General features: G+C 70.9%; 21 protein-coding genes. 12 read left to right on the top strand and 9 right to left on the bottom strand.

Features of this window, described 5'->3' with window-relative positions:
• Nucleotides 1-6 precede the first annotated feature (6 nt).
• Nucleotides 7-1,047 carry a 4-hydroxythreonine-4-phosphate dehydrogenase PdxA gene (gene pdxA, locus ACEN9J_RS06430; protein WP_413763624.1) on the top strand — a complete coding sequence of 347 codons (1,041 nt, stop codon included), beginning with the start codon at nucleotides 7-9 and terminating at the stop codon, nucleotides 1,045-1,047.
• Nucleotides 1,044-1,715, top strand: a complete 672-nt coding sequence (locus ACEN9J_RS06425) for a 4-hydroxythreonine-4-phosphate dehydrogenase (RefSeq protein ID WP_413763623.1) — start codon at nucleotides 1,044-1,046, stop codon at nucleotides 1,713-1,715. The genes pdxA and ACEN9J_RS06425 overlap by 4 nt, the downstream gene beginning before the upstream one ends.
• Before the next feature lie 31 nt (nucleotides 1,716-1,746).
• Here ACEN9J_RS06425 and ACEN9J_RS06420 read toward each other — a convergent pair whose 3' ends face one another.
• The 8 genes from ACEN9J_RS06420 to flhD all read right to left on the bottom strand — a co-directional run bounded on the left by ACEN9J_RS06420 (nucleotide 1,747) and on the right by flhD (nucleotide 10,175).
• Nucleotides 1,747-2,469 carry an RNA polymerase sigma factor FliA gene (locus ACEN9J_RS06420; protein WP_261205972.1) on the bottom strand — a complete coding sequence of 241 codons (723 nt, stop codon included), beginning with the start codon at nucleotides 2,467-2,469 and terminating at the stop codon, nucleotides 1,747-1,749.
• Nucleotides 2,470-2,521: 52 nt separating this feature from the next.
• Nucleotides 2,522-3,994 (bottom strand): flagellar biosynthesis protein FlhF, encoded by a 1,473-nt coding sequence (gene flhF, locus ACEN9J_RS06415; RefSeq protein WP_413763622.1) that lies wholly within the window; start codon nucleotides 3,992-3,994, stop codon nucleotides 2,522-2,524.
• Nucleotides 3,991-6,063: a flagellar biosynthesis protein FlhA gene (gene flhA, locus ACEN9J_RS06410; protein WP_413763621.1), complete on the bottom strand. Its 2,073-nt coding sequence runs from the start codon at nucleotides 6,061-6,063 to the stop codon at nucleotides 3,991-3,993. The genes flhF and flhA overlap by 4 nt, the downstream gene beginning before the upstream one ends.
• Nucleotides 6,060-7,238, bottom strand: a complete 1,179-nt coding sequence (locus ACEN9J_RS06405) for a flagellar biosynthesis protein FlhB (RefSeq protein ID WP_296735597.1) — start codon at nucleotides 7,236-7,238, stop codon at nucleotides 6,060-6,062. The genes flhA and ACEN9J_RS06405 overlap by 4 nt, the downstream gene beginning before the upstream one ends.
• Before the next feature lie 15 nt (nucleotides 7,239-7,253).
• Nucleotides 7,254-8,273, bottom strand: a complete 1,020-nt coding sequence (gene motB, locus ACEN9J_RS06400; protein WP_082321545.1) for a flagellar motor protein MotB — start codon at nucleotides 8,271-8,273, stop codon at nucleotides 7,254-7,256.
• Nucleotides 8,274-8,298: 25 nt separating this feature from the next.
• Nucleotides 8,299-9,156, bottom strand: a complete 858-nt coding sequence (gene motA / locus ACEN9J_RS06395) for a flagellar motor stator protein MotA (protein WP_057591773.1) — start codon at nucleotides 9,154-9,156, stop codon at nucleotides 8,299-8,301.
• 118 nt (nucleotides 9,157-9,274) lie between these two features.
• The gene (gene flhC, locus ACEN9J_RS06390; protein WP_057591772.1) at nucleotides 9,275-9,814 is read right to left on the bottom strand and encodes a flagellar transcriptional regulator FlhC; all 540 of its coding nucleotides are present in this window, start codon (nucleotides 9,812-9,814) and stop codon (nucleotides 9,275-9,277) included.
• Nucleotides 9,815-9,842: 28 nt separating this feature from the next.
• Nucleotides 9,843-10,175, bottom strand: a complete 333-nt coding sequence (flhD, locus tag ACEN9J_RS06385) for a flagellar transcriptional regulator FlhD (RefSeq protein WP_057591771.1) — start codon at nucleotides 10,173-10,175, stop codon at nucleotides 9,843-9,845.
• Between the two features lie 623 nt (nucleotides 10,176-10,798).
• Between flhD and ACEN9J_RS06380 the strand changes: the two genes are divergently transcribed.
• From ACEN9J_RS06380 to ACEN9J_RS06365, 4 genes are all read left to right on the top strand, one after another.
• Complete coding sequence (locus ACEN9J_RS06380; protein ID WP_057591770.1) at nucleotides 10,799-11,962, top strand: flagellin; 1,164 nt, start codon at nucleotides 10,799-10,801, stop codon at nucleotides 11,960-11,962.
• Between the two features lie 127 nt (nucleotides 11,963-12,089).
• Entirely contained in the window at nucleotides 12,090-13,538 is a 1,449-nt protein-coding gene (gene fliD / locus ACEN9J_RS06375; RefSeq protein WP_057591769.1) for a flagellar filament capping protein FliD, read from the top strand.
• 80 nt (nucleotides 13,539-13,618) lie between these two features.
• Entirely contained in the window at nucleotides 13,619-14,035 is a 417-nt protein-coding gene (gene fliS / locus ACEN9J_RS06370) for a flagellar export chaperone FliS (protein WP_296735589.1), read from the top strand.
• Between the two features lie 19 nt (nucleotides 14,036-14,054).
• Nucleotides 14,055-14,354 (top strand): flagellar protein FliT, encoded by a 300-nt coding sequence (locus ACEN9J_RS06365; protein ID WP_057591767.1) that lies wholly within the window; start codon nucleotides 14,055-14,057, stop codon nucleotides 14,352-14,354.
• Nucleotides 14,355-14,427: 73 nt separating this feature from the next.
• On the opposite strand, the gene fliE is transcribed toward ACEN9J_RS06365, so the two are convergent.
• Nucleotides 14,428-14,745, bottom strand: a complete 318-nt coding sequence (fliE, locus tag ACEN9J_RS06360; RefSeq protein ID WP_413763620.1) for a flagellar hook-basal body complex protein FliE — start codon at nucleotides 14,743-14,745, stop codon at nucleotides 14,428-14,430.
• 160 nt (nucleotides 14,746-14,905) lie between these two features.
• Between fliE and fliF the strand changes: the two genes are divergently transcribed.
• From fliF to ACEN9J_RS06330, 6 genes are read left to right on the top strand one after another with little or no spacing between them, the layout of a single operon-like run.
• Complete coding sequence (gene fliF / locus ACEN9J_RS06355; RefSeq protein WP_413763619.1) at nucleotides 14,906-16,642, top strand: flagellar basal-body MS-ring/collar protein FliF; 1,737 nt, start codon at nucleotides 14,906-14,908, stop codon at nucleotides 16,640-16,642.
• Between the two features lie 15 nt (nucleotides 16,643-16,657).
• Complete coding sequence (fliG, locus tag ACEN9J_RS06350) at nucleotides 16,658-17,650, top strand: flagellar motor switch protein FliG (RefSeq protein WP_413763618.1); 993 nt, start codon at nucleotides 16,658-16,660, stop codon at nucleotides 17,648-17,650.
• A 43-nt stretch (nucleotides 17,651-17,693) separates the two neighbouring features.
• Nucleotides 17,694-18,371, top strand: a complete 678-nt coding sequence (locus ACEN9J_RS06345) for a flagellar assembly protein FliH (protein ID WP_057591763.1) — start codon at nucleotides 17,694-17,696, stop codon at nucleotides 18,369-18,371.
• Nucleotides 18,358-19,764, top strand: coding sequence for a flagellar protein export ATPase FliI (gene fliI, locus ACEN9J_RS06340; protein WP_057591762.1), 1,407 nt, complete (start codon nucleotides 18,358-18,360; stop codon nucleotides 19,762-19,764). The genes ACEN9J_RS06345 and fliI overlap by 14 nt, the downstream gene beginning before the upstream one ends.
• Entirely contained in the window at nucleotides 19,761-20,210 is a 450-nt protein-coding gene (fliJ, locus tag ACEN9J_RS06335; RefSeq protein ID WP_296735579.1) for a flagellar export protein FliJ, read from the top strand. Before fliI ends, fliJ begins: the two co-directional genes overlap by 4 nt.
• Complete coding sequence (locus tag ACEN9J_RS06330) at nucleotides 20,207-21,460, top strand: flagellar hook-length control protein FliK (RefSeq protein ID WP_413763617.1); 1,254 nt, start codon at nucleotides 20,207-20,209, stop codon at nucleotides 21,458-21,460. The genes fliJ and ACEN9J_RS06330 overlap by 4 nt, the downstream gene beginning before the upstream one ends.
• Nucleotides 21,461-21,529 lie beyond the last annotated feature (69 nt).

Genomic DNA, 21,529 nt, shown 5'->3' with positions numbered 1-21,529 from the left:
ATCCCCATGATGCAGGAACTGTCAGCTGAACTCACCCAGCCCGCGCCGCCCGAGCGGCTCGCGCTGACGATGGGCGATCCCTCGGGCATCGGCCCCGAGATCGTGGCCCGCACCTTGTTGAACGCCGAATGGGCCCGGCGCTGCGTGCTGGTCGGCGATCCGCGCGTGATGCGCCAGGCCTTCGAGGCCCTGGATGCCGGCGCGAGGCTGCGCGTGGCGGCGTCGATAGACGACATGGCGCACTCGCCCGGCACGGTCAACCTGCTGGCCGCGTCGCGGCTCGAGGCGCTGCCGCCCGTGAGCGCCGTGCATGCGGCCAGTGGCCGGGCCGCTTTCGACGCGGTCGAGGCCGCGATCGATCTCGCGCAGGCGGGCCGCGTCGCGGGCATCGTCACCGCGCCGATCCACAAGGAAGCGCTGGCCGCCGCCGGCCTGCGCTATCCGGGCCACACCGAGATCCTGGCCGAGCGCACCGGCTGCAGGGTCGCGATGATGCTGGCCAACGACGAACTGCGCACCGTGCTCGTGACGGCCCATTGCGCGCTGCGCGAGGCCATCGAGCGCGCCGACTTCGCGGCGCAGATGTCGGCGATCCGGCTCGCGCACCGGGGCGCCCGGGCCTTCGGCATCGTGGCGCCGCGCATCGCGGTGGCCGGGCTCAATCCGCATGCGGGCGAGGGCGGTCTGTTCGGCGACGAGGAGCAACGCACCATCGCGCCCGCGATCGCCGCCGCGCGGCGCGAGGGCATCGACGCCAGCGGACCCTGGCCCGGCGACACGGTGTTCATGCAGGCGCGCCAGGGTCGCTTCGACGTGGTGGTGGCGCAGTACCACGACCAGGGGCTGATCCCGGTCAAGTACCTCGGGCTCGACAAGGGCGTGAACATCACGCTCGGCCTGCCTTTCGTTCGCACCAGCCCCGACCACGGCACCGCCTTCGACATCGCGGGGCGCGGCATCGCCGACGCCGCCAGCCTCGAGGCCGCGCTCGACATGGCCGCGCGCCTGGCGGCTGCCCACCGAACCACGAGAAAGACCGGACCATGAGCAGCTTCGAATTCATCTTCATGCTCACGCGCCACGACCGCACCGTGGCCGACGCGGCACGGCACCTGGCGACGGCGCTCGCGGCCGGCGTGCGCCACATCGGCTTCAAGGACATCGGGCTGCCGATGGCCGAGCTCGAGGGCCTGCACAGAAGCATCCGCGACCACGGCGCCTCGAGCTACCTCGAGGTCGTCTCGCTCGACCGCGACAGCGAGATCGCCTCGGTCGAGATGGCGTGCCGGCTCGGCGTCGACCACCTGCTCGGCGGCACGCACGTCGACGACGTGCTGCCGCTGCTCGAGGGCACGGGCACCCGCTACTACCCGTTCGCGGGCCGGGTCTCGGGGCATCCGAGCGTGCTCGGCGGCTCGATCGAGGAGATCGTGGCCAGCGCCCGCGCGATCGCGAGCCGGCCCGGCGTGGCGGGGCTGGACCTGCTGGCCTACCGCGCCGCGCTCGACGTGCCGCGGCTGATGCGCGCGGTGTGCGCGGCCGCGGGCAAGCCGGTGATCGTGGCGGGCTCGATCGACACACCCGAACGCATCGCGGCGATCCGCGCCAGCGGTGCCGCGGGTTTCACGGTGGGCACGGCGGCGCTCGACGGGCGCTTTCCGGCGGCCGATCGAAGCCTCGAAAGCCAGCTCGCGGCGATCCTCGGCGCGCGATGAAAAAGCACCGCGGCGCGGTGCGGTGCGAGCGTCAGTGCGAGCGCATCTTCGCGCGCAGCCGCGCGATCGACTGGCTGTGCAGCTGCGAGACGCGCGACTCGGTCACGCCGAGCACGGCCGCGATCTCCTTGAGGTTCATGTCCTGCTCGTAGTACATGCCCATGATGTGGCGCTCGCGCTCGGGCAGGCTGTCGATGGCGCCCACCAGCGCCTGGCGCAGCCGCTGGTCCTTGAGCAGGCTCATCGGGTCGGCGTCGGCATCGGCCAGGTGGCGGTCGAGGAAGCCCGACTCGCCCTCGGCATCGGTGCCGCCGCCCATGTCCTCCAGGTACACGAGCTGGGTGCCGCGCACGCGGCCCAGCAGGCTCTGGTAGTCGGCCAGCGGCATCTCGAGCGCCTCGGCGATCTCGGACTCGGCGGGCGCGCGGCCCAGCTTCTGCTCGAGCGCGCGCACGGCCTGCTCGATCTGCTTCTGGCTCTTGCGCGAGCCGCGCGAGAGCCAGTCGCCGTCGCGCAGCTCATCGAGCATGGCGCCGCGGATGCGCTGGGTGGCGAAGGTCTCGAACTGCACGCCCTGGCTGGCCTCGAAGCGCGACAGCGCATCGGCCAGGCCGATCATGCCGACCTGGATCAGGTCGTCGAGCTCGACGTTGGGCGGCAGCTTGGCAATCATGTGATGCGCCAGCCGGCGCACCAGCGGCACGTGCTGCCGGATCAGCGCATCGCGGTCGAGCCGGCCCTTGGGCGTGTACATCTGGGAGAGCGGGGAAGCGGCCTGCATGTCGTGTCGTGGGGCGGAACGCTCCTCAGAGTTCGCCCGCGCCGGGCGAGAAGAACAGTTCGAGGTCGGCCGGCTGCGGATCGAAGGGCGAGCGCTGCGCCGCGCGCATCGAGTCGCGCACCAGCTCGGCGGCCAGCGCCGGCTTCCAGTCCTGCGAGGCGCGCGGGCCATGGGCCACGCCACGCAGCACCAGCTGGTGGCGGATCAGCGTGTCGAGCGCCGGGCCCAGCTTCACGGCCTCGTCGGTCTTGCTCAGCACGGCCTGGCGCGCGCCGCCGATCTTGAAGCTGGCGGCCATCTCGTCGAGCGTGTCGCCGTGAGCGCCGGCGTTGAGCACCATCAGGCGCGACACGCCGGGCAGGTCGAGCAGGTCCAGCAGGTCGCGCCGGCGCGGATCGCGCGGCGCCAGGCCTGCGGTGTCGATCAGCACCATGCGCTTGCCGTGGAACAGCGCGAGCAGCTCCTGCAGCGCGGCGCGGTCGTGCGCGAGATGCGCCACCACGCCCATGGCGCGGCCGTGGGCGCGCAGCTGCTCGTGCGCGCCCGCGCGGTGCATGTCGAGCGTGATCAGGCCGACGCTGGCCGGGCCGTGCAGTCGCACGCACTGGGCCGCGATCTTGGCGGCGGTGGTGGTCTTGCCGACGCCGGTGGCACCGACCAGCGCGTAGACGCCGCCTTCCTCGGCCAGCGTGGGCGCGGCGGGGTCGAGGCCGAGCATGGTCTCGAGCGCGCCCATCATGCGGCGCACCGCGCCGGCCGCGTCGTTGTCGAGCGCGATCGATTCGAGCACGCTGCGCGCGAGCGCGGGCGAGTAGCCGGCGCGCAGCAGCTTGAGCATCAGGTTCGAATGCACCGGGTTCTGCCGCGCCGGGCCGAGCCAGGCGAGGGCGTTGAAGCGGCTCTCCATCAGCGTGCGCATGGCCTGCAGTTCGGCCATCAGCGCCTGCTGCGTTTCGCTCGCGGTGTCGGTCACGGGGGCGGGCGCGGCGACGGGAGCGGGGCGTGGCGTTTCGGTGGCGGCGGGTGCGGCGGTGGGCGCGAAGGCCGCGCGGGCCGGCGCTGCCGAGGGCGTGGCGGGCACGGGCGCCGGCGATGCGGCCTCCTGCTGGCGCCGCAGCATGCGTTCGCGCACATAGTCCTGGAACGACAGCGTGCTCATGCCGAGCTCGGCCACGTCGGCCTCGACGATGGCGCGCGATTCGGCGCTCGCGAGCGGGACCGGTGCCGGTGCCGGCGCGGCGGGTTGCGGTTGCGCGATGGCGGGCGCGGGCACCGGCTTCGGCGGCGTCCACGCGGGCGCCGACAGCGTGCCCTGCGTGCCCTGCAGGATCGCGCGGCCGGCCTCGAGCGCGCTGAGGCTGTCCTCGGCCGCGGCCACCACTTCCACGCCGTCGTCGAGCTGGCGGTTCGAGAGGATCAGCGTGCCGTCGCCGAAGACATTGCGCGCCAGCGCCATCGCTTCGCGGGCGGTCGGTGCGGTGAAACGTTGGATGTTCATGCGGAGGCTCCTCGCAGGATCGGGCCGATGCGGATCGTGTGGGTTTCAGGGATTTCGCTGTGGCCGAGCACCTGCATGCGCGGCGCGGCGCGGCGCACCATGCGCGCGATGGCGTTGCGGATCGCGTCGGGCACCAGCAGGCAGGCCGGCACGCCTTGCTCTTCCTGCTTGAGCGCGACCTCGGCCGCGGTGCGCGTGAAGATCTCGACCACGCCCGGATCGAGCGCGGGCGCCTGGGCATTGCCCAGGGCCTGCATCAGCAGGCGCTCGAAGGCCGGCTCGATGGCGATCACGTCGAGCTCCTTCACCGGGCCGTAGATCTGCTGCACGATGGCCGGCGCCAGCGCCACGCGCACGCGGCGCGCGAGTTCGGCCGGGTCGGTGGTGCTGCCGGCATGCTCGGCCAGCGTCTCGACGATGGTGCGGATGTCGCGGATGTGCACCGACTCTTCCAGCAGTAGTTGCAGCACCTTCTGGAACGTGGACAGCGGCACCAGCTTGGGCACGACTTCCTCGATCAGCTTGGGCGCCAGTTTGTTCACGTGTTCGACCAGTTGTTGGGTTTCGGTGCGGCTCAGCAGGCGCGCCGCCTGCACCTGCATCAAATGTGACAGGTGGGTGGCCATCACGGTCTCCGAATCAACGACGGTGAAACCGCTCATTTGCGCGGCTTCCCGCTGCCGCTCCTCGATCCAGTGCGCGGGCAGGCCGAAGGCCGGGTCGGTGGTGGGCGTGCCGATCAGCGGGGTGGTGATGCCGCCCGGATTGATCGCCAGGTACATGCCCGGATGGGCCTCGCCCTCGGCCACCACCACGCCGCGCAGGGTGACGCGGTAGCTGCTGGGCTTGAGCTCGAGGTTGTCGCGCACGTGCACCGCGGGCGGCAGGAAGCCCACCTCCTGCGCGAACTTGCGGCGCACGCCCTTGATGCGCGTGAGCAGGTCGCCCTGGCGGCTCTTGTCGACCAGCGCGATCAGGCGGTAGCCGAGTTCCAGGCCCAGCAGATCCACCGGCTGCAGGTCGTCCCAGCTGGCCTCGGCATCGGGCGCGGGCGGTGCCGGCGGCGCGGGCGCGGCCGGCGGCGGGCGGCGCGACAGCCGCCAGGCGCCCCAGCCCAGCAGCGAGGCGATCGAGAGGAACACCAGGTGCGGCATGCCCGGGATCACGCCCAGCAGGCCCAGGATGCCGGCCGTGAGGCCGAGCACGCGCGGCGAGGTCAGCAACTGGTCGACGATCTGGCGGCCCACGTCGTCCTCGCGGCCCACGCGCGAGATCACCATCGCCGCGGCGACCGAGATCAGGAGGCCCGGCACCTGCGCCACCAGCGCGTCGCCGACCGCGAGCAGCACGTAGGTGTCGGCCGCCTTGCCGGCCGACAGGCCGTGCTGCAGCACGCCGATGGCGAAGCCGCCGACGATGCTGATCACCAGGATCAGGATGCCGGCGATCGCATCGCCGCGCACGAACTTGGAGGCGCCGTCCATCGAGCCGAAGAAGTTGGCTTCCTCGGCCACCTCGGCGCGACGGCGGCGGGCCTCCTTCTCGTCGATCACGCCGGCGTTGAGGTCGGCGTCGACCGCCATCTGCTTGCCGGGCATGGCGTCGAGCGTGAAGCGCGCCGACACCTCGGCGATGCGCTCGGCGCCCTTGGTGACCACCACGAAGTTGATCACCACCAGGATCGCGAACACGATCAGGCCGACCGCGAAGTTGCCGCCGATCAGGAAGTGGCCGAAGGATTCGATCACCGCGCCCGCGGCGCCGGGGCCGGTGTGGCCCTCGAGCAGCACCACGCGCGTGGAGGCCACGTTGAGCGACAGCCGCATCAGCGTGGTCAAGAGCAGCACCGAGGGAAAGGCCGCGAAGTCCAGCGGGCGCACCATGTAGGCCGCCACCATCATCACCATCAGCGCGACCGCGATGTTGAGCGTGAAGAAGCCGTCGAGCAGCCAGGGCGGGATCGGCAGCACCATCAGCGCGAGGATGGCCACCACCAGGAGCGGCGCGGCCGCGCGCTGGAACATGCCGCCGCGCTCGCCGAGCCACTGGCGCAGGGCGAGCGGGTTCATGGACGCACTCCGGCGACGGGTTCAGCGGCTGCCGTTGCAGGCAGCTTGCGGTGCGGGTCGAGCTCGGGCGCCACGTAGGGATCGGGCACGCCCTGCGGCATCGGGCCCTCGCCGCGCAGCGCGGCCTTCAGGCGGTAGACATAGGCCAGCACCTGGGCCACGGCGGTGAACAGGCTCGAGGGAATGGGCTGGTCGATCTCGGCATGGGCGAACAGCGCGCGCGCGAGCATCGGCGACTGCACCACCGGGATGCCGTTGGCATTGGCGATCTCGCGGATCTTCATCGCGAGCAGGTCGGCGCCCTTGGCCACCACCTGCGGCGCGTTCATGGTGGCCTCGTCGTAGCGCAGCGCCACCGCGTAGTGGGTCGGGTTCATCAGCACGAAGTCGGCGCGCGGCACGGCCGTGATGCTGGCGCGCTGCGAGATCGCGCGCGCCGCGCTGCGCTGGCGGCCCTTGGTGTGCGGGTCGCCGTCGGATTCCTTGTGCTCCTGCTTGACTTCCTGGTGCGACATCTTGAGCTTCGACAGGTGGAAGAAGCGCTGCAGCGGCACGTCGATCACGGCGGTGGCGAACACCACCAGCAGCAGCAGGCCCACGCCGGTGGCGAGCCAGTCGCCGAGCGCGCGCAGCGCCGAAGGCGAGGGCTGCAGCACCGTGCGCACCACCTCGCCGATCGAGCCGGCCACGTAGTACCAGCCGATGGCGCCGAGGATGGCCGCCAGCAGCACCAGCTTGGTCACCTGCGCGAGCTGCTGGCGGCTGAAGAGATTGCCCAGGCCCTTGAACGGGCTCAGGCGGGAGAGGTCGGGCGTGATCGCCTTGGTGCTCGAGACCCAGCCGCCGACCGCGAGGCTGCCCGCGACCGCCGCGCTCAGCACGATGGCCGCGAACACCACGCAGGCCACCAGGCCCAGGCCGGCGAAGGTCGACAGCCGCGACAGCATGTCGGCCGGGTCCTGCACGCTGGCCGCGTTGAAGACCAGCGCCTGCGCGAGCGTGCCGCGCATCTGCTCGAAGGCGGTGGGCGCGAGCAGCAGCAGCGCGACCGCGCCGGTGCCCATCACCGCGAGGTGCGACAGGTCCTTCGAGCGCGGCACCTGGCCGTCGCGGCGCGCCTGGTCGATCTTGCGCTGCGAGGCGGGGAGCTGGCGGTCCTGGCTGTTCGATTCCATGGCGGTGGCGCTCGCTCAGGGCTGGGTGCGGCCCGGGGTGGCGGCGGGCGCCGCGCCGGCGGGTGCGGCGGGCGCATCGGCGCCCTCGGGCTTCTTCTGTTCCTTGGCGAGCTCGGTGGCGATGGCCTTCACCGCATCGTTGCCCTCGAGGCGCGCGTTGCCGAACAGGCGCGACTCGGCGTCGCGCGTGAGCACCACGATGCTGATGCGGCGGTTCAGCGGGGCCAGCGCATTCTTCTTGTCGAGCAGGTCGCTCGCGGCCAGGCCGACCACGCGCACCAGCTTGTCGTCGGGCATGCCGGCGGCCACCAGCTCGCGGCGCGAGGCATTGGCGCGGTCGGCCGACAGCTCCCAGTTGCCGTAGCCGCGGTCGCCGTTGCCGTAGGGCGCGGCATCGGTGTGGCCGGCCAGGCTCACGCGGTTCTCGATGCCGTTGAGCGCACCGCCCACCGCGCGCAGGATGTCGTGCATGTAGGGCTTCACGATCGCGCTGCCGGTGTCGAACATCGGGCGGTTCTGCGCGTCGACGATCTGGATCTCCAGGCCGTCGGAGGTCACCTCGAGCTTGATCTGCGAGCGGAATTCGCGCAGCTTGGGATTGCTCTCGATCATCTCCTCGATGCGCGCGCGCAGCGCTGCCATGCGGCGCGCATCCTGGCGCGCCTGCTCGAGCTTGAGGCTGTTGTCCTGGCCGATCTTCTTCGGGTCCATGGTGCTGCCGTCGGTGCGCCGCACCTCGCCGGTGGTGCGCGTGAGGTCGCGCCCGCCGCCGGGCACCACGCTCGAGGCGCTGCCCGCGCCCGAGCCGCCGGCCATCTCGACCTTCATCGGCGAGTTGAAGTAGGAGGCGATGCCCTGCAGGTCGCCCTTGGCGGTCGAGCCCAGCAGCCACATCAGCAGGAAGAAGGCCATCATGGCCGTCACGAAGTCGGCGTAGGCGATCTTCCAGGCGCCGCCGTGGTGCGCATGCGTGGTCTTCTTGACCCGCTTGATGATGATCGGCTGGAGCTTGCGGGTCCCGGGCGTGGTGGCCATGGCGTTGCCTCTTGCGCTGGGCGCTCTACTTCTTCTTCACGTGGGTCTCGAGCTCGGTGAAGCTCGGCCGGTCGGTCGAGAACAGCACCTTGCGGCCGAACTCGATCGCGGTCGTGGGGTTGTAGCCCTGCATGCTCGCCAGCAGGGTGGTCTTGATGCACTGCAGTTCCTTGGTGCCTTCCTCGGCCTTCTGCTCGAGCAGGCCGCCCAGCGGCTCGACGATGGCGTAGGCCAGCAGGATGCCCAGGAAGGTGCCGACCAGCGCCGAGCCGATCATGGCGCCGAGCACCGCCGGCGGCTGGCCGACCGAGCCCATGGTGTTCACCACGCCGAGCACCGCGGCCACGATGCCGAAGGCCGGCAGGCCGCCGGCCAGCCGCGCGATGGCGGCCACGGGCGCATGCGATTCCTGGTGGTGGGTCTCGATCTCGCTGTCCATCAGCGACTCGATCTCGTGGCTGTTGAGGTTGCCCGAGGCCATCATGCGCAGGTAGTCGGTGGTGAACTCGACCACGTGGTGGTCCTTCGCCACGTTCGGGTGCTTCTGGAACAGCGGCGAATCCTGCGGCGCCTCGATGTCCTTCTCGATCGACATCAGGCCTTCCTTGCGCGCCTTCTGCAGGATGTCGTAGAGCAGCGCCATCAGCTCGAGGTAGCGCGCCTTGGTGTACTTGGAGCCCTTGAGCGCGGTCGGCAGCGCCTTCAGCGTGGCCATCAGCACCTTGCGCTGGTTGTTCACCACGAAGGCGCCGAGCGCGCCGCCGCCGATCACCATCAGCTCGATCGGCAGCGCGTGCAGCACCACGCCGATGTTGCCGCCATGGATGATGTAGCCGCCGAAGATGCAGCCCAGCGCGACGAGGTAACCGAGGATGACGGACATGGGGCGAGACGAGTTCCTGGAACCCCTATTGGGCCTCGGAGACGCCCCGCGCATTCCATGAAAAAAGGGCCCTGCGGGGGCCCTTATCTTCTGTTTGCCGCGGCGGCCGCGGCGTTCGTCACTGCAGCTGGATGCCGCCCGCGCCCGAACCCTTGCCGGCGCGCGCCGGCGGTTCGCACAGGCCGCAGACGAAGTGCTGCGCGTTCTCGTAGGGCTCGGTCACGAAATGGCCGCCGCAGCGCGAGCAGGGCGTCATGGCGAGCATCTGGTTCTCCATGAAGCGCACCAGCCGCCAGGCGCGCGTGATCGACAGCTGCGGCTCCAGGCCGCAGGCGCCGGTCTGCTCGGTGTACAGGCCGTAGGCCTTGATCAGCGCGTCGACCGGCTCGAGCTCGCTGGTCTTGTGGAGGTAGGTGTAGATGTTGTGGAACAGCGAGGCGTGGATGTTCGGCTGCCAGGTCAGGAACCAGTCGGTCGAGAAGGGCAGCTGGCCCTTCGACGGCGACTTGCCCGCCACTTCCTTGTAGAGGCGCAGCAGCCGTTCGTACGACAGCTCGGTCTCGCTCTCCAGCACCTGCAGGCGGGCGCCCATCTCGATCAGATGGACCGCGCGCTCGATCTGCCGGGACTCGCCCAGCACGCTCTTCGGATTGGCCATGCCTTGTCAGCTCGCGGAACGCGGCGCCTCAGTACGAGGTTTCCGCGAACCGGCTCGACATGACGATGTTGGCGTGCAGCTTCAGCGTCTCGTCGTTGGCCGTGCGGGTGCGCACGTTGTGGTTGGTGAGCAGTCCCCAGACCATGTCGTCGGTGGCGCGGAAGCGGCACAGCAGCATGTTGCTGGAGGCCAGCTTCATGATCTGCGCCGGCGACAGCGTGTCGATGAGGTCCGCGGATTCCTCGGAAATGCCGAGCCGGAACAGGGCCTGTGCCTTGTCTTCCCGGATGAGGCTCTGCGCCAGCATCAGGTAGGTGAGGTTGGCTTCCTTGATCTCGGCGAGCAGCTGTTCATTGGTCATGAGTGCCTCCTCCTAGGCGGGCAAAAGTGCCCTTGGCGACCGTGTACTTTCAGTTTAATCACAAATGTCAGCTTCAGTAAACATTTGTTAAAAATGTACAGCAGTAGGTGGATTCCTACAAAAAAACTTTGGCCTGACGTTGTCCGATGGTAAGTGCTTGCAACCGCAGCGCCCCAAAACTGTGACTTTGTCGACCAAAACGAATACTAAGGCACGCATGGCGAAAGACTTATTTCGACAGGAATAGATAAATCTATCGATATCAAGACATTCATGGCTTTCCTCGCGCGCTTTACAAGCTGTTAACGAGTGTGACCGCCCGTGGTGCACAGACCACGAAATCCCGTGGGGGCGAAGTTGTCTTGCGTGGTGGGGAAGCTACGTGTTTCCGTGGGGGTAACACGCGGAACATGGTGGCTCCGGCAGCGCAATCGCTGTGGCCCCCGTCTGCATCCGCTCGGAAATCTTGAGGGTGCGCTCGCAAAAATAAATCGCTAAAGAGCCGGCGGGGACCCACCGAAAACCAGTGCAACGGGCCTTGCACCAGGGTTCGTCAGGCAGCCAGCGCTTCGCTGGCGCGACTTTGGCAGCGATGCCCGACTTATCAGTTTGAAGGAGCTCTCATGGCCTCGATCATCAACACCAACATCAGTTCGCTCACCGCGCAGCGCAACCTCTCGGGCAGCCAATCCTCGCTGGCGACCTCGATGCAGCGCCTGTCCTCGGGTCTGCGCATCAACAGCGCCAAGGACGACGCCGCCGGCCTCGCGATCTCCGAGCGCATGACGGCCCAGATCCGCGGCCTGACGCAAGCCGGCCGCAACGCCAACGACGGCATCTCGCTGGCGCAGACGGCCGAAGGCGCGCTGAGCACCATCGGCAACAACCTGCAGCGCATCCGCGAACTGGCCGTGCAGTCGCGCAACGCCACCAACTCGACCGAGGACCGCGCCTCGCTGCAGAAGGAAGTCACGCAGCTCAAGAGCGAAATCGACCGCGTCGCCAAGCAGACCTCGTTCAATGGCACCAAGCTGCTCGACGGCAGCTTCAGCGCCCAGTCGTTCCAGGTCGGCGCCAACCAGGGCGAGACGATCTCGATCGACTCGATCGCCAACGCCAGCATCAACTCGCTGGGCAGCTGGACCAGCGTGGACACCTACTCGGCCACGGTGACCGGCGCGGCGCCCGCGGGCTTCGGCGGCATCACCGCCAACGCCTTCACGATCAACGGCGTGGGCATCGGCGCGGTCAATGCCGGCACCGACGCGGCGACGCAGGGCGCCAACGTGGCGGCCGCCATCAACAAGAAGTCGAGCGAGACCGGCGTGGTCGCGACGGCCGCCGCCAGCGGCGCCATCACGCTGACCTCGAGCGGCAGCACGGCCATCACGGTCGGCGGCACGCTGACCAACACCGGCCTGACCGCCGGCCAGACGGCCGCGACCGTCACCGCCGCGGGCAGCGCGCAGACCGGCTTCTCCGGCCTGACGGTGGACACGGTGGATGGCGCCGACAACGCGATCCTCGCGATGGACGCCGCGCTGAAGGCCGTGAACTCCTCGCGCGCCGACCTCGGCGCGATCCAGAACCGCTTCGAATCGGTGGTCTCGAACCTCTCGACCTCGGCCGAGAACCTGACCGCTTCGCGCAGCCGCATCCAGGACGCCGACTTCGCGGCCGAAACCGCCAACCTGTCGCGCGCCCAGGTGCTGCAGCAGGCCGGCACGGCGATGGTGGCGCAGGCCAACCAGCTGCCGCAGACGGTGCTGTCGCTGCTGCGCGGCTAAGGCAGGAACAGGGGGCCGAAGGCCGGCCTCCTGCACGCTTCATCGCGGGGCGGCGAACGGACAATTCCGTTCGCCGCCCCGCGTTTTTTCCGTGGGCGGCAAGCGATTCCAGCATCGGAGAAAAGACATGGCCAGCATCACATCGACGGGCATCGGCAGCCAGCTCGACGTCGAATCCATCATCACGCAGCTGATGGCGATCGAGAAGAAGCCGCTGACCGCGCTGCAGACCACGGCGAGCACGCTCGACAGCAAGATCTCGGCCTTCGGCACGCTCAAGTCGCAGCTCTCGGCGCTGTCCGACGCGGCCACCAAGCTGGCGGCCGCCGCGACCTGGAACGCCAAGACCGCCTCGAGCTCGAACGCGACCGCGCTGAGCGCCAGCGTCACCAATGCCGGCGACGCCGTGGCCAGCAGCTTCACCATGCAGGTGTCGCAGCTCGCGCGCGCCCAGGCCGTGTCCTCGAACGCGGTGGCCACGGGCACCGGCTTCGGCCTCGGCACGCTGAGCATCCAGCTCGGCGACTGGAACGACACCGACGCGGGCGGCCCGAACTTCGCGGCCGGCGACAAGCCGGCCATCGACATCAGCGTGAACGAGGGCGACAGCCTCTCGGCCATCGCGGCCAAGATCAACGGGGCCGGCGCGGGCGTGAGCGCCACCGTGCTCAAGGACCTCTCGGGCGAGCGGCTGATGCTGCGCTCCAGCAGCACCGGCGAGGCCGCGGGCTTCCGCGTCACGGCCACGCCGCTGGGCTCGGGCGACGGCGCCGATCTCGGCCTGCTGGCCTTCGACGGCACCGGGCAGGGCATGGGCGCCAACCCGGTGCAGTACGCGCGCAATGCCGAGGCCACCATCAACGGCGTGACGATCCGCTCGGCCACCAATGTGCTGGCCGACACCGTGCCCGGCGTGAGCCTCACGCTGTCGCAGGTGACGACTTCGCCGGTCGAGGTCGCCGTGGCCACCGACACCTCGGGCCTGCGCGGCACGATCCAGGCCTTCGTGACGGCCTACAACACGATGAACCAGACGCTGAACTCGGCCACGGCCTACGACGCGGCGAGCAAGACCGCGGCGCTGCTGCAGGGCGATTCCACCGCCGTGAGCCTGCAGAACGCGCTGCGCAGCCTGGTCGGCGCGCCTTCGGGCGGCGGCGCGATCCAGCGCCTGAGCGACCTCGGCATCACGGTCGCCAAGGACGGCGCCGGCAACCTCGCGCTCGACACCGCCAAGCTCGACACGGCACTGAAGAACCCGGCCGCCGTGCAGCAGTTCTTCGCCGCGCCGCAGAACACCCTGGATTCCAGCGCCACCGGCTTCGCCACGCGGCTGTCGGCCTTCACCCAGGCCGCGATCGCCACCGACGGCACGCTCGACACCCGCACCCAGTCGCTCAAGGCCCAGCGCAAGGACAACGACAAGAGCCAGGACAACCTCAGCGACCGGCTGACCCTGACCGAGAAGCGGTTGCGCGCCCAGTACACGGCGCTGGACACCAAGATGGCCTCGCTGACCGCGCTCAACACCTACATCACCCAGCAGGTGGCGCAGTGGAACAAGTCCACCAGCTGAGGCGCCGGGCCCGCGGGCCTCAACTTCCGCGCCGGAATGCCGATAAAGAAGGCATAGACACCGGAACAGGAAGCCGCACCATGTACACCTCGCCCGCAGCCCGCGCCGCCCAGGCCTACTCCAGAGTGGGCGCCGAATCGGGCGTGGACGCCTCGACCTCTCCGCACCGGCTCATCGAGCTGCTGTTCGACGGCCTGCTGCAGTCCATCCATGCCGCCAGCGGCGCGCTGGCGCGCGGCGACATCGCGGCCAAGGGCCAGCAGATCATGCGCGCGGTGCGATTCCTCGAGGAGGGCCTCAAGGGTGGGCTCGACGAGGCCCGGGGTGGAGAACTCGCGGTTACACTCCGCGCGTTGTACGACTATTGCATCAACCGCCTGACGGTCGCCAACCTCCGCAACGACGGGGCGGCCCTGGCGGAAGTGGCCTCGCTGATCGCACCGGTCGCACAGAGCTGGAAACAGATCGGGCCGTCTCAGCCCGCGCAGGCCGCCTGAGGCGTCTTTGGAGTCCTTCATGCAAGAGCGACTGCTCGACTACTACAAAGCGATCGAAGCCGCGAGCAAGCAGATGCTCGAGGCCGCCCGCATGGAAGACTGGGAAGGCGTGGTGCGCTGCGAAGGCGCCTGCGCCGTGCTGATCGAGCAGCTGCGCTTCAAGGCCACCTCGCTCGAGCTGCCGCGCACCGACCGTGCCGAGAAGACCCGCGTGATGCAGCGCATCCTGCGCAACGACGCCGAGATCCGGCTGCTGGCCGAGCCGTGGATCGCCGACCTCGACCACCTGTTCGATTCGCGGCTGCAGCTGATCCACTGAAGAGGAAGGACCGACACCGCCGGCAAGGCGGCGGCACGGTCCGGCAAGACAGGCGGGCAGGGCGCCCGTCGCCTCACACCTGCATGTTCATGATGTCGCTGTAGGCCTGCACCATGCGGTTGCGCACGTGCATCGTGGCCTGGAAGCCGATCTGCGCCTTCTGGATCGCGACCATGGTCTGCTCCAGGCTGACGTTCGGGTTCTCGAGCTGAACCTCGCGCTGCAGCGCGCCGGCCTGGTTCTGGGCGGCGCTCACCGCCTGCAGCGCGCCCGAGAGCGCGCCGGCGAAGCCGCCGCCGCTGCCCTCGGCGGCCGGGGGCGCGGTGCGCGCCGTGCGCGCGAAGGCCTGCGCCGGGGTGGGCGAAGTCAGCGGTGCGAGTCGGAGGTCCATGGGCACCGATGCTACGGGCGCTCGGCCGTTCGCGATCGCGGGGAAATGGGCAGGAAAGCAGCCCTTTATCGGGCTTATGTGGGACGGGGGCGGCCCGAATAATCGCAGCGAGCACGAAGCGCCTTCCGCGCCGTGCGAACCGACCCGCACCGCCGAGCCCATGTCCACCGCCGTCGCCGAACTTCCCGCCGCCCAGTCCGCGTCCCTTGCCGCCCCGGCCTGGCAGGGCCGCCTCGCGTCGCTCGACCGGCGCCAGCGCCTGCGGCTGGCGATCGGCGCCGCGCTGCTGGTGGCGCTGGCCGTGGCCGCCATCGTGATGGGCCGCCAGGCCGACTGGCGCGTGCTCTACGCCAACCTCGGCGACAAGGACGGCGGCGCGATCGTCGCCCAGCTCGCCCAGATGAACGTGCCCTACAAGTACACCGAGGGCGGCGGCGCCGTGATGGTGCCGGCCGACAAGGTGCACGACGTGCGCCTGCGCCTGGCCTCGCTGGGCCTGCCCAAGGGCTCGGTGGCCGGCTTCGAGCTGATGGAGAACAACCGCTTCGGCATGACCCAGTTCCAGGAGAAGCTGAGCTTCCAGCGCGGTCTCGAGGGCGAGCTCACGCGCTCGATCCAGGGCCTGGCCTCGGTGCAGAGCGCGCGCGTGCACCTGGCGCTGCCGAACCAGAACGGCTTCTTCCGCGAGCAGCAGAAGCCCTCGGCCTCGGTGCTGCTGACGCTGCATCCGGGCCGCACGCTCGAGCGCAGCCAGATCGCGGGCATCGTGCACCTGGTGGCCTCCAGCGTGCCCGAGCTCGCGCCCTCGGCCGTGAGCGTGGTCGACGACAGCGGCAAGCTGCTGTCGCAGACCGGCGACGGCGCCACCGGCGGCGCGGGCGCCGGCGAGGGCCAGCAGCTGCAGTACGTGCAGCAGATCGAGCAGCAGTACATGCGCCGCATCCTCGACATCCTCGAGCCGGTGGTGGGGCGCCAGAACGTGAAGGCGCAGGTCACGGCCGACGTGGACTTCTCGCAGAGCGAGGCGACCATGGAGGAGCACCGCCCGAACCAGGCGGCCGAGGCCGGCGCCGTGCGCAGCCAGCAGACGGTGGAGACCACCGGCGCCGGCGCCACGCCGCCCGCGGGCGTGCCGGGCGCGACCTCGAACCAGCCGCCCGGTGCCTCGTCGGCGCCGGTCAACGGCCCGGCCGCGGCGCTCGCGCCGGCCGGTTCGGCGGCCGCGGGAGCCGCGGCGCAGCGCCCGCCGGGCAAGCGCGAGTCCACCATCAACTACGAGGTCGACAAGACCGTGAAGACCGTGCGCAGCGCCACCGGCCAGATCCGCCGGCTCAGCGCGGCGGTGGTCGTCAACTACCAGGGCGTGGCCGATGCCGCGGGCAAGGTGGTGCCGACCGCGCTGTCGGCGCAGCAGGTCGAGCAGATGACGGCGCTGGTGCGCGAGAGCATCGGCTTCAACAAGGAACGCGGCGACTCGGTGAACCTGATGAACACGCCGTTCCTGGTCGACGCGCCGGTGCAGGTCGAACTGCCGCTGTGGAAGCGCCCCGAAACGCTCGAGCTGGCGCGCAGCTTCGCCTGGCCCGTGGGGCTGGTGCTGATCGGCGCGATCGTGCTCCTGGGCATGGTGCGCCCCGGCCTCAAGGCCATGGCCGCGGCCAAGCCGCTGCCCGGCAGCATCACGCCGGCGCTCGGCGGTCCCGCCACCGGCAGCCAGCTCAACGCGATGGTGGCCGACACGCCCGAGCGGCCCGCGCTCGGCGCGCCCGAGGCGGTGGCCGTGCCCTCGCCGCAGGAACAGGTGCCCGAGCAGATGCGCCTGGAGGGCGCGCGCCAGATGGCGCGGCAGAACCCGGTGGCGGTGGCGAACATCGTCAAGACCTGGGTCCACGGCTGAGCGGAAACCAGACAGATGGACGAACAGGGACTCAACGACGCGGCGATCCTGCTGATGTCGCTCGGCGAACAGGAAGCCGGCGAGGTGCTGCGGCACCTGTCGCCGCGCGAGGTGCAGAAGATCGGCGAGACCATCGCCAAGACCCGCGCGGTGTCGCGCGAGCGGCTCGGCGAGGTGGCCGACCGCTTCATCACCGCCACCGCGGGCCAGAGCCTGTTCGCGGCCGACACGAGCGACTACGTGCGCTCGGTGATGCGCCACGCGCTCGGCGAGGAGAAGGCCTCGATCCTGGTCGACCGCATCCTGCAGACCGCCGACCTCAGCGGCATCGAGAACCTCAAGTGGATGGACGCGCCCTCGGTGGCCGAGGTGCTCAAGCTCGAGCATCCGCAGATCGTGGCTGCGATCCTGGTGCACCTGGAGCCCGAGCATGCCTCGGCGATCCTGCTGCAGCTGCCCGACCTGCAGCGCGCCGAGGTGCTGCTGCGCGTCGCCACGCTCGAGGGCATCCAGCCGGCCGCGCTCGAAGACCTCAACGAGGTGATGTTCCGCGTGCTCTCGGGCGGCGCCAAGGTGCGCAAGCCTTCGCTGGGCGGCCCGCGCACGGCCGCCGGCATGATCAACCTGCTGGGCAGCGGCGCCGATGCGCAGGCCATCGCGGCGATCCGCAACCACGATGCCGAGCTGGCGCAGCAGATCGCCGACCTGACCTTCGTCTTCGACGACGTGATGAAGCTCGACGACAAGTCGCTGCAGCTGGTGATGAAGGAGATCGCGTCCGAGACGCTGATCGTCGCGCTCAAGGGCGCGGCGCCGCCGCTGCGCGACAAGTTCCTCTCGAACATGTCCTCGCGCGCGGCCGAGGCGCTGCGCGAGGACCTCGAGGCGCGCGGTCCGCTGCGGCTGTCGGAGGTCGAGGCGCAGCAGAAGGAAATCCTCAAGGCGCTGCGCCGGCTCGCCGACGAAGGCCAGATCATGCTGGGCGGCGGCGATGGCGGGTTCGTCTGATGGGCGCGCGCATGACGCTTGCTGAAACGACGGAGGTCCGGGCGTGAGCCGCGGTGCCTTCATCCGCGGCGAGGACGTCGCGCGCTTCGCGCGCTGGCAGTTCGCCGCCGTCGGCGCCGAGGGCAACGTGCTCGGCGGCGTGGTCGATCCCGAGGCGATCGAGGAGGCGCGCCAGCAGGGCCGCGACGAAGGCTATGCGGCCGGCCGCGCCGCCGCGCAGGCCGAGGCGCGCGAACAGATGGAGGCCTACCAGGCCAACGAGGGCCTGGAGGCCGCGCAGCGCGTGGCCGCCTTGCTCGCAAGCGCCGAGGCGCAACTGGCCGAGGTGCAGCAGGAGCTCGCGCGCGGCACGCTCGAGATCGCCTGCGCGCTCGCGCGCCAGGTGCTGCGCCAGGAGATCGCGACGCGGCCGGCCGTGCTCGAGCCCGTGGTGCGCGAGGCGCTCGCGATGCTCGCGGTCGATGGCAAGGCCAGCGCCGTGCGGCTGTCACCCACCGATTTCGAGAGGCTGGGCGTTGCCCTGCGCGCCGAGTTCGAGGGCCAGCCCGTGAGCGTGGTGGCCGACGCGGGCATCGCGCCCGGCGACTGCCTGGTCGAATCGGCCGGCACCGTCATCGACGGCGGCGTGGCCACGCGCTGGTCGCGCGCGGTCGCGGCGCTGGGCCTGGCGATGCCGTGGCAGGACGACGCGGCGCCGAAGGACCCGGATGCGGCTGGCTGACCCGCTCGACTGGCGTCAGTTCATGGCCGACGCGCAGGCGCGGCTGGCGCACGACGCCGGCCTCGAGGCGCGCGGCACGCTGACCCGGCTCACCGGCCTGGTGCTCGAGGCCTCGGGCATCCGCGCGCCCGTGGGCTCGCAGTGCCTGGTGCGCATGGGCAGCCAGCCCGCGGTGCTGGCCGAGGTGGTGGGTTTCTCGAACGACCGCGCCTTCCTGATGCCGGCCGGCGAGGTGCAGGGCCTGTCGAGCGGCGCCAGCGTGGTGCCCGCCGCGCCCTATGTGCCGGTGCCGCGGCTCGGCGAGGCCGACCCCGGCATCGCGCCGCGCGTGGGCGCGCTGCGCCTGCCGCTGGGCGACGGCCTGCTGGGCCGCGTGGTCGACCCGCAGGGCCATGTGCTCGACGACCTGGGCCCGCTGACGGAGGTCAGCGCCGAGCCGCTGGAGCGCGCGCCGATCAACGCGATGGACCGCGACCCGGTGCGCGAGCCGCTCGATACCGGCGTGCGCGCGATCAATGCCTTGCTGACCGTCGGGCGCGGCCAGCGCATCGGCCTGTTCGCCGGCTCGGGCGTGGGCAAGAGCGTGCTGCTCGGGATGATGGCGCGCTACACCGCCGCCGACGTGATCGTGGTCGGCCTGATCGGCGAGCGCGGCCGCGAGGTGAAGGAATTCATCGAGGACATCCTCGGCCCCGAGGGCCGCGCGCGCTCGGTGGTGGTGGCCGCGCCGGCCGATTCGCCGCCGCTCTTGCGCATGCAGGGCGCGAGCTATGCCACCGCGGTGGCCGAGCATTTCCGCGACCAGGGGCTGCACGTGCTGCTGCTGATGGACTCGCTCACGCGCTATGCGATGGCGCAGCGCGAGATCGCGCTGGCGATCGGCGAGGCGCCGGCCACCAAGGGCTATCCGCCCTCGTGCTTCGCCAAGCTGCCGCGGCTGGTGGAGCGCAGCGGCAACGGCCTCAACGGCGTGGGCTCGATCACCGCCTTCTACACCGTGCTGTCGGAGGGCGACGACCAGCAGGACCCGATCGCCGACGCCGCGCGTGCCATCCTCGACGGCCACATCGTGCTGTCGCGCGCGCTGGCCGAGGAGGCGCATTTCCCGGCCATCGACATCGAGCAGTCGGCCTCGCGCGTGATGCACAACGTGGCCTCGGCCGGCCACCTCGAATGCGCGCGCCACTTCCGCGCCATCTATTCGCGCTACCGCAAGAGCCGCGACCTGGTGCGCGTGGGCGCCTATGCCGCGGGCAGCGACCCGGCGCTCGACCAGGCGATCCGGCTGCAGCCCGCGATGACCGCGTTCCTGCAGCAGCGCATGCACGAGAGCGCACCGTTCGACGTCAGCCTCGGCGGCATGGCAGACGTGCTCGAGGGACGGCAGCCATGAGCGGCCTAGAGATAGCCGCCGACATGGCGCGCGACCGGCGTGACGCCGCGGTACAGGTGCTCGCGCAGGCGCGCCAGAAGTGGCTCGCGGCCCAGGTTCAGCTCGACCAGCTCGAGAGCTACGCGCAGGAATGCACCGCGCGCTGGGCCACGCGCTCGCTCAGCTGCACGCCCGAGCTGATGCGCCACCACTACCAGTTCATGGAGCGGCTCGATCACGCGATCGCGCTGCAGACCGGCATCGTGCGCGAGCTCGGCCAGGGCGTGGAGCGCGCGGCCGTACCGGTGCGCGAGGCCGAGGCGCGGCTCGAGAGCCTGCGCCAACTCGTGCAGGCGCGCGAGCGCGAGCTGCAGCTGCAGGCCGACCGGCGCGCGCAGAAACAGACGGACGAGCAGGCGGCCTTGCAGCATCGGCGGCACGGCGAACGGTCGGAGGAATGGCGATGAGCGTCGAAGTCGCGCGCACGAGCGTCGATCCCTTGCTGCCCGCGCGTGCGCCGGCAGCGCGCGGGCCAGGCGGCGCGGCCGATGCCTTCGACCGGGCGCTCGAGGGCGCGAATGAATCACAGGCCTCGGAGGCGGCGGAAGCGGCCGGCGAGGAGGGCGCTTCGAGGCCCGCGAAGACACCCGCCGCGGGTGCGGCGAAAGACGACGAGAAGGCCGACGAGGCGCTTGCCGGCGCGCCCGTGCCCGCAACCACGCAGCCGGCCGTCGAGCCCTGGATGCTGCTGGCGCAGGGCGCCTTCGTGAGCGGCGAGGGCAAGGCGGGGGACGTGCACGTCGCCACGGCCGAGGCCGCTGTCGATGCCGTGGACGGCGCCGGAGCGGGGCCGAGGCCCGCCAAGGGCATGCCCGCGTTGCCGACGACGCCTGGCACCACGCAGGAGGCCGCTGCCGATGTGCCCGCCGCGCCCGCCGCCAAGCCGAATGCAACGGCGACCGTGCGCGGCACGGCGCAGCGCCTGGCGAACCTGGCGGCGGCCGATGCCGCGGCCGCGCCGCCACGCACCGCGCCGTCGCAGCCCCTGCCGCCGAAGGAGGAACTCGCCGCCGCCTCGTTGTCCGCGCAGGCGCGAACGATCCAGGCCGCGGTGACGGAAACCGTCGCCACCGTGGCCGCGCCGCGCCGCGCCGAGAAAAGCACCGAGCGCGGCAGCGCCACCGGCACGCTCGCCGATCCCGGCAGCGCGACGGCGGGCACGTCCTCCTCCGCCCCGGCACCGTCGGCCTGGATGGCGCCCGTCGATGCGGCCTCCGCCGCCGCCTCGGCCGGCGGCGCCATGCTCGCCGACCGCATGACCGAGCAGGTCAGCTGGTGGCTGGCGCAGAAGTCGCAGGGCGCCGATGTCTCGCTCGAGCTCGCGCCGGGCCAGACCGTGTCGTTCAGCGTGCAGGTGCAGGGCAACGAGGCGCAGATCGCGTTCCGCAGCGACCAGCCCGAGGTGCGCCAGATGCTGGGCCAGGCCGCGGCGCAGCTCAAGGACCTGTTCGGGCAGGAGGGGCTGCTGCTGTCGGGCGTGACCGTGGATGCGCAGTCCGCGGGCACGCAGCAGCGCGGCGAGGGCGAAGGGCGGCCCGATGCGCGTGGCGTGGTGCGCGGGGTCGCGCGGCTCGGTGCGGCCTCCGCCTCGGCGCCCGCGCCGGCGGTCGTGCGTGCGCCGCTGCCGGCGGGGCGTGCGCTCGATCTGTACGTCTGAGCGGTTTTCCCCCCTTTTTTCCGCCCCTTCCCGCGGCCCTCGCGATCGAATAATCGACCGCACGAGGAT

This window comes from Variovorax sp. Varisp41, from assembly GCF_047325085.1.
Classification (GTDB): domain Bacteria; phylum Pseudomonadota; class Gammaproteobacteria; order Burkholderiales; family Burkholderiaceae_C; genus Variovorax.
This window is presented reverse-complemented; position numbering and strand designations above follow the sequence as displayed.

Bases quoted from the DNA above. Each gene is read 5' to 3' on its own strand.
- pdxA (WP_413763624.1), top strand. From the start codon at position 7: ATGATGCAGGAACTGTCAGCTGAACTCACCCAGCCCGCGCCGCCCGAG.
- ACEN9J_RS06425 (WP_413763623.1), top strand. From the start codon at position 1,044: ATGAGCAGCTTCGAATTCATCTTCATGCTCACGCGCCACGACCGCACC.
- ACEN9J_RS06420 (WP_261205972.1), bottom strand. From the start codon at position 2,469: ATGTACACGCCCAAGGGCCGGCTCGACCGCGATGCGCTGATCCGGCAG.
- flhF (WP_413763622.1), bottom strand. From the start codon at position 3,994: ATGAACATCCAACGTTTCACCGCACCGACCGCCCGCGAAGCGATGGCG.
- flhA (WP_413763621.1), bottom strand. From the start codon at position 6,063: ATGAACCCGCTCGCCCTGCGCCAGTGGCTCGGCGAGCGCGGCGGCATG.
- ACEN9J_RS06405 (WP_296735597.1), bottom strand. From the start codon at position 7,238: ATGGAATCGAACAGCCAGGACCGCCAGCTCCCCGCCTCGCAGCGCAAG.
- motB (WP_082321545.1), bottom strand. From the start codon at position 8,273: ATGGCCACCACGCCCGGGACCCGCAAGCTCCAGCCGATCATCATCAAG.
- motA (WP_057591773.1), bottom strand. From the start codon at position 9,156: ATGTCCGTCATCCTCGGTTACCTCGTCGCGCTGGGCTGCATCTTCGGC.
- flhC (WP_057591772.1), bottom strand. From the start codon at position 9,814: ATGGCCAATCCGAAGAGCGTGCTGGGCGAGTCCCGGCAGATCGAGCGC.
- flhD (WP_057591771.1), bottom strand. From the start codon at position 10,175: ATGACCAATGAACAGCTGCTCGCCGAGATCAAGGAAGCCAACCTCACC.
- ACEN9J_RS06380 (WP_057591770.1), top strand. From the start codon at position 10,799: ATGGCCTCGATCATCAACACCAACATCAGTTCGCTCACCGCGCAGCGC.
- fliD (WP_057591769.1), top strand. From the start codon at position 12,090: ATGGCCAGCATCACATCGACGGGCATCGGCAGCCAGCTCGACGTCGAA.
- fliS (WP_296735589.1), top strand. From the start codon at position 13,619: ATGTACACCTCGCCCGCAGCCCGCGCCGCCCAGGCCTACTCCAGAGTG.
- ACEN9J_RS06365 (WP_057591767.1), top strand. From the start codon at position 14,055: ATGCAAGAGCGACTGCTCGACTACTACAAAGCGATCGAAGCCGCGAGC.
- fliE (WP_413763620.1), bottom strand. From the start codon at position 14,745: ATGGACCTCCGACTCGCACCGCTGACTTCGCCCACCCCGGCGCAGGCC.
- fliF (WP_413763619.1), top strand. From the start codon at position 14,906: ATGTCCACCGCCGTCGCCGAACTTCCCGCCGCCCAGTCCGCGTCCCTT.
- fliG (WP_413763618.1), top strand. From the start codon at position 16,658: ATGGACGAACAGGGACTCAACGACGCGGCGATCCTGCTGATGTCGCTC.
- fliI (WP_057591762.1), top strand. From the start codon at position 18,358: ATGCGGCTGGCTGACCCGCTCGACTGGCGTCAGTTCATGGCCGACGCG.
- fliJ (WP_296735579.1), top strand. From the start codon at position 19,761: ATGAGCGGCCTAGAGATAGCCGCCGACATGGCGCGCGACCGGCGTGAC.
- ACEN9J_RS06330 (WP_413763617.1), top strand. From the start codon at position 20,207: ATGAGCGTCGAAGTCGCGCGCACGAGCGTCGATCCCTTGCTGCCCGCG.